Origin of the sequence: Bacillus sp. JJ783 (assembly GCF_036963225.1) — a bacterium.
Classification (GTDB): domain Bacteria; phylum Bacillota; class Bacilli; order Bacillales; family Bacillaceae_G; genus Bacillus_A; species Bacillus_A cereus_U.
The window spans coordinates 1-6,733 of sequence record NZ_JBALMG010000202.1 but is presented as its reverse complement, the minus strand read 5'-3'; the positions used below and the strand labels follow the sequence as shown (position 1 = coordinate 6,733).

Sequence of the window (6,733 nt, the reverse complement as noted above, 5' to 3'; positions counted from 1 at the left end):
CTATTATCTAACTACCTTAACACGTTTAAAGAAACTCTTCTTCAACATAAAAACTCATTTGCAGATTATTGCAAATGAGTTTTTAATCCCTAACTGACCACTATTTTTTATTTTTCTTAATTTAATTATTTTTCTCAAGACATTCATAAACTGCCATCATTTCTCGCTTATTCAACTCACGAATTCGATTAAATATTAGAATGTCTGCAACATCCTCAGTTCGTAAGCTTTCATCCACAACATCACTAACTTTTCCAGTTAACCATGTTTGTACATCTATGCCATCAACAATTTCTTTAAGCCCTTCATCATTAATACCACTTGCATTACAAGTTATACATGGAATTGTTAATTTAAACACGCCATCATGTAGATTATCCTCGGTTATAACTTTTTTTCCGTTACAGAATGGACATGGGTTGCTTTTTTTTATTTTATTAATTTGGGTAACTAATTTTTTATAACCAAATGCTTCATACACATATGTTAATTTTTTATATTTTCCATTTGTGAAATACTTATCTATGATAGTTTCTCTTGTTTCATTGATATTTTGGAAATCACAAATAGTCACCTTATTATTATTGCTGATTGATTCGATATTACCTTTAATTTGGCTCCAGAATGGTAAAACATTTTGTAACACCATTTCATAGTTTGAAAAGCTTGCTTGTTCTAATTCAAACATTTTCAGTGCAACTTGTGTTTTCCTAGGCAGTAAAGAGACATCTTCTGTCATAATCATATTGTCACCTACGATAGATTTCAATTTGATGAGTACAGGTAAATCTCCTACAATTTTTATTATTTCATTAAGCGGCTGATTGATAATTTCACGAATATCTGTATCTCCAAATTTAAGCGGTTTTTGGTGATTTAATACAGTTGCCTCACAAATTGGACATGTCATCATTTCTTTAGAAGTCTTAATATCTTCTTTAATAGCTGCTTTTGAAATAACAATATATCCGCCAATAATTGTATTAAATCCTACCCATGTTCTACGTGTCTTTCCTTTCTTATCATAAAAGGACTTATCAAAATAGCCGTACCAAAATGTATGTTTTTCTTCCTCAGACATATCATTATAGCTCTTTGACAAATCATGACCAAGCTCATTTTTAATTTCTTCAAATAGAAATTCTATTTTTTCATATTGATAAAATTTTAATACTTTCATGATTTCTGGATCGAATAGACCATCCCAAAATGGAACATTTTTATCTTGAATTGTAATTTCTTTATCAAAAACTTCAATTTGAAGACGTCCCGAACATGATGGGCAATGATTATCCTGAGAATAGAAATCGAAGCTTCTCGTATCTTTATTAGTCGGATGAGCAGCTACAATATGATTGATCAATCCACCAATTTCATATAAGAAACTATATTGACTATACAAATGTCTTTCGAGATCAATAGCAACTACAGGTGCAATTGTATCAGATTCGTATTCACCGTAAATTAAACGAGCCATTGATGATAAGCTTTTTAATATGCCACCCTTATAAATGTTTTCTGCATTTTTAAAATAATCAATATGATTTTCTTCTAAGTAATTAATTCCATTTTGTTGATTCAGTGTTGAAGAAATATGTATTTGCTCAGCATTATTCACACTGCTTTTTTGACGATAATAATCATCATGACTTACTACATCAAGATGCTCTATAGATTCAAGCTGTCTTTTTCCAAAATCGACAATATAATCAGAACTTTCTAGCATGTAACTGTTATGCTCAATCATTATGATAGAGACTGATTCATCTTGTAATATCCCTCTAACACTATCTATAAATTGATTTAAAATATTTTGCGATAAACCTTTTGAAGGCTCATCAAAAATAAACAATGTATGTGGATTTCTTGTTTTTGCAAATAACTCAGAAACTAAATGAACACATTGAAACTCACCCGTTGATAATGTTTGTGTTTTTCGTTCTAATGTTAAATAGCCCAGTCCTAATTTGATTAGTAGGCTCAAGCGTTTATACGCAATATCTTCGTTTGGAATTTCATCAATAATATCCTCAATTGAGCGCTCAAAAATATCATCAATTTCTTCACTATACTTTGTCAGTTTCTTTTTAATATCTAAGAAAGTTGCTACAGTTGATCGACTTGTAATCGATTGGTTTCGATCTTGCCCTACCATAACTAGTTTATCTTTTGGATATCGTTTCAAGAAATCTGTAGCTAAACACTCATTGACAAGTGTAGATTTCCCGCATCCAGACTCTCCTGTAACAGTTACAAGTCTATTTTTAGGAATCTGAAACTCAGTCATTTGGATATTTCGGCAATATAATTCATGGAATGTATAATATTCTGTTGGCATTTTGTAATTTCGTTCCGATAGTATTGGCTTTGGCCTTGGTGATTCTTTTACGATTTTTCCACCATATTTTCCACTACCAGGTCCGAAGAACATTTGCTCATCCGTTGTATCCAGTACTGTATCTGAATGATCAATGAGCCAAATTTGATTTTTGTACCCTAATTTTTCGATCTCTTCTAATATTTGTAATAATGTTTCGTGATCAAGCCCCACGGAAATCTCATCAATAATAATTACAGCATTTTCACTTACTGCCATGAATTCAGCTAAGTAAAGTCGTGTTAATTCTCCACCTGACAACGTACCCATAATTCGATTTAATGTTAAATAACCAATGTTCATATTGATAATATTTTGCAGTATATGTTGTTTTGCTTCACTAATATTCAATTCTTCTGCTAGTGAAAGAATAGATTCAACACTTAAATCGTTAATATCCGAAATTGTATGTGATTCAGCAAATAACTCAATAGTACGTTGTTCAACTTCTTCACTATAACGTTTCCCCTTACATTTTTTACACTCAATATTTTTAGTAGTACCACGCCCTTTACAGCCAGCACACCAACCTAATTGATTATTAAATGAAAAGACTTCAGGAGAAAGATTAAATTCTTCCGCTAATTTTTCACGAATCTCTTTAAAAACACCTGTATGAGTACCAATCGTCGAACGCGGATTGGAAGAAATTGATGATTTCCCTAAAAAAAGTACTAAAGGCATTTCTTCCATTTTAATTGCACTACAATTAGTTTCCATAATATTAGGAAATAAATATTGATATTCAGCCTTTGGCAATAAGGAAACTAGACGCTTCTTTGATTCTTCACCAATTGTTTGACAAAGAGTTGTTTTTCCAGATCCAGATAAACCAGCAATACCAAGTGATTTATTAAACGGAATAACAGTATCAAGTTTATTTATGTTATTAGCAATTAATTGATTTACTTTCATATTAACCTCTATTCTTATTTTTCCACAAAATCATTTTTACAATATAATAATTACATAATGAATATTACCTATTATACAATTATCCTCTCACTTCTTGAATCTTATCCTTGTATTTTTCGAACCATTGTTGCCATTCGTTTTTAGAAAATTCCTTCTCTTCCTCTTCTAAAACTGAAGAAAAAAGGTCAAGACAAATATGCCAACCAGCTATATCTTTTGGTGTATGATCAGTTAATTCATGAATGTATTCTTTAAGTAGTAAAAGAGAACCATTTTCCTCTTTATGTATTTCAAATCGGACACGATCTTTATCCCATGTGAATTCAAGTACTGAATTTAGTTGGCACTCTAAAATATCAATATTTAAAAATGAACCATCCATCATGTCGAACTTTATAATTCCACCTGTTTTAAGGTTTTCAATCTGTAAATTAGACATCCATTTTTTAAGCTTGCTGTTTTCAGTTAAAACAGACCAAACTTCCTCTATTGTATTGGGAAATTGGCGTTCAAATTTTATAATATAGCCATCAGTTTGTTTCTCTATTTGAGCTAACATATTTATTTCCTCCTACTCTTGTATAGAATGTATGTTCCTGTTTTATTTTACACGAATTAATGTATAAAAGAAATCTCTATGGCAATGAAATATTAATTTAATGTGTAAATGGTATCTTGAACATTGATTGATTTATTATATATTCTCTCCATGTGTTTATTACAATAGGCGTACCTCAACATTTCCGCAAAAAAATTCAACATGAGAAAACGTTGATTTATTTACTTTATATGATATTTCCATTAAATATTTAAAAGCAATTTCCTTTAAGATAAATGGTGTTAATAAGAGCTAATATAGTATTCAAATCAAGTTATGTAATGTTCAAAATCACTTATTATGTATGTCTAATTCCTTGCTAAACGTAGGTTTACAAAACAAATAAAAAAAGCCGCATTTGCGACTCATGAACTGATAGAACTAACACCTATTTTAGGTGAATGACTTACCTTTTAATCGCGTCAACAATTAGCGATGGAAAACCAAGTTTATCGCCTCTATTTCTAGAATCATACCTTTTCGAACGGAAAATAACGCCGTCATTCGCATCCCATTCTGTGTAATAAAATTGACCATTTTCATCACAATATTCAAGTAAAACTACCTCAAATCCAGCAATTTCAAACATTTTCGTTAATGTTTTATAATTATGTACGATTTTATGGCTTGCAGCTGGGTGGTCTTTCGGGCCAGGGCCGCCTATTTGAACTATATTTTGGTAGGTTTCATCTCGGAAAAATGCATCAGGCACTCCGCACCGAATATGACCTGATGGCTTTAAAAATTTATAACAAATTTCAGCTGCTTTTACACCTTCTTCAAAAGTAAGATGTTCCCATACATGCTCTGCTAAAATAGCTGAAATGGAATTGTATTCAAATCTTTCTTCCCAAGTGGTATTGTCTAGTAAATTAAGTTCATCTTCTTGCGTTTGAACCCAACCTGGATTATTATTAAATACTCCAGCTCCGACTACTACTTTAATTTCGTCTTGCTTAATTGCCATCACTTTCACCTCATAAATCTTTTAATATATTAATATATTCTATGTTTACTATGCATTTTCCTTTTTCAACTAAAGTGCCAGTTAGCTCAATAAGATAGGTAACAAAACTTCTGTTGTTTTTACTTATCCTCCCACATACAGCAAAAACGTTTATAGTGCAAAATAAAAAGCGAAAAGAATAATTCCTTCCGCTTTTATAGCAATAAATACATTTCATATTGTGCTAAAGAATTCTTTTCAAATCCAGATTTCTTTAAAAACCCTTTCAGTAAATTGTTGTTTGGAAACCCAATTGATAAACTTGATAACTTTAATTCTTCACTTGCTACCTGTAATAATTTCGTCCCAACACCAATATTTCTATAGTCTTTGTCTATGAAAATAAAACTAATTTTTCCTTGTTCATTTACACATACAGAACCTTTTATATCACTATCAACATATGCACCGTAAAATGTATGATTTGTTTTTTCGATATAATCAATATCATTTTGCCAATTTATATGGAAGTTTAACCATTTCTGAATTTCAACTTTAAATGTTGGAAATTCTAATTGTTTTACTTCAATATTTTTATTACCTTTATTCATTATTTTAGTTAAATCATTTAAATTATAATAAGAAAGATCATATACTTTTTCATAACCTAATTTGTTATAAAAATGAATCGCCCGATCGTTTCCTACAATAACTTCAAGAAAAAGCTGCTTACATTTATTTTGTGTCGCTTCTTCTTTATGTAACTCAAATAACTTTTGACTTACACCAATGCCTCGAAACTCTGGATGAACAGCTAATGTTCCGCAGCGCATTGTTTTTATACTTTCATATACCTTAATACCACCAAGTATTACACCAACACATTTGTCACCGTCTAAAGCAAGAAAGGAGTGTTCTAGCGAATTCCCTTCTGGCCCAAAAAATCTTTTTATAAAATCTTCTTTTGAAACTTCCAGTTTAATGATGTAATCTGAAAATCCATCCTTAAAAGCTTTATACACTAAATCTATACTTACTTCACTACATCTTTTGTATTGAATCATATAAGTATAATCCCCCGCTTTGACTTGTTATAAACTGCATTCAAATACATGAAATGAATTACCTTCACCATATCCATCTTTTATTTCATGAACAACAATTTGACTAAACCCATTAGTAATAAGTATATTTTCAAATTCTTTTAAATCATATAGTCTTATAGGAAAATCCATAATCTCAGTTTCTTTTATTTTCTCATCATGAATGATTTCATATTTCAGTATAATATTTAGAAGTTTTTGCGCCTTATCATATGAAACTTTTCTATACTCAACAATTAATTCATTGTTAATTTCTTTTCTATTTGTCTCTATCCAACCTAAAATTTGTTCTGTCTCACTTCCACCTTGTACAATTGTCAGAAGTAATTTGCCATTTTCCTTTAAGTTGTTTTTCATATTTTGAAGACTATTGTCTACTAAATTATTTGGTAAAAGTGAAAATGAACCGATAGGAATCATAATAAGATCGTATTTTTTATCACTATGATATTCTTCTATTCTTCCTTGTGACACAACCGGTTTTAAGTTTAATTTTTCTGCTTTATCTTTACAAACTTTAAGCATATCTTTCGAAATATCGAACCCTTCTATATTCACACCATTTTGCATAAAGGGAATTAACATTCTACCATTTCCGCACATTGGTTCTAACACATGTATATTTTTATCTTTTACAAAAGAAAGATAAAAATCCAATTCTTTTCCGGCTGCAATTGATTTATCACTTTCATATATCTTTGTACAAAGTTCTCCATAATACGTATGCAATTGTAATTCACCTCTTAATTTGAAATGTGCGGACACTTTCCTATATATCTTTCACTATTAATTTG

At 30.3% G+C, this 6,733-nt stretch carries 5 protein-coding genes; all 5 read right to left on the bottom strand.

Features of this window, described 5'->3' with window-relative positions:
* Positions 1 to 121 precede the first annotated feature (121 nt).
* The 5 genes from V7038_RS28045 to V7038_RS28025 all read right to left on the bottom strand — a co-directional run bounded on the left by V7038_RS28045 (position 122) and on the right by V7038_RS28025 (position 6,668).
* Positions 122 to 3,292, bottom strand: coding sequence for an ATP-binding cassette domain-containing protein (locus V7038_RS28045; protein ID WP_199659406.1), 3,171 nt, complete (start codon positions 3,290 to 3,292; stop codon positions 122 to 124).
* 79 nt (positions 3,293 to 3,371) lie between these two features.
* Positions 3,372 to 3,851 (bottom strand): SRPBCC family protein, encoded by a 480-nt coding sequence (locus tag V7038_RS28040; protein WP_002127512.1) that lies wholly within the window; start codon positions 3,849 to 3,851, stop codon positions 3,372 to 3,374.
* A 445-nt stretch (positions 3,852 to 4,296) separates the two neighbouring features.
* Positions 4,297 to 4,860: a class I SAM-dependent methyltransferase gene (locus V7038_RS28035; RefSeq protein ID WP_033728073.1), complete on the bottom strand. Its 564-nt coding sequence runs from the start codon at positions 4,858 to 4,860 to the stop codon at positions 4,297 to 4,299.
* Between the two features lie 191 nt (positions 4,861 to 5,051).
* Positions 5,052 to 5,900: a GNAT family N-acetyltransferase gene (locus tag V7038_RS28030; protein ID WP_088039420.1), complete on the bottom strand. Its 849-nt coding sequence runs from the start codon at positions 5,898 to 5,900 to the stop codon at positions 5,052 to 5,054.
* A gap of 27 nt (positions 5,901 to 5,927) precedes the next feature.
* Positions 5,928 to 6,668 carry a class I SAM-dependent methyltransferase gene (locus V7038_RS28025; protein ID WP_199659405.1) on the bottom strand — a complete coding sequence of 247 codons (741 nt, stop codon included), beginning with the start codon at positions 6,666 to 6,668 and terminating at the stop codon, positions 5,928 to 5,930.
* Positions 6,669 to 6,733 lie beyond the last annotated feature (65 nt).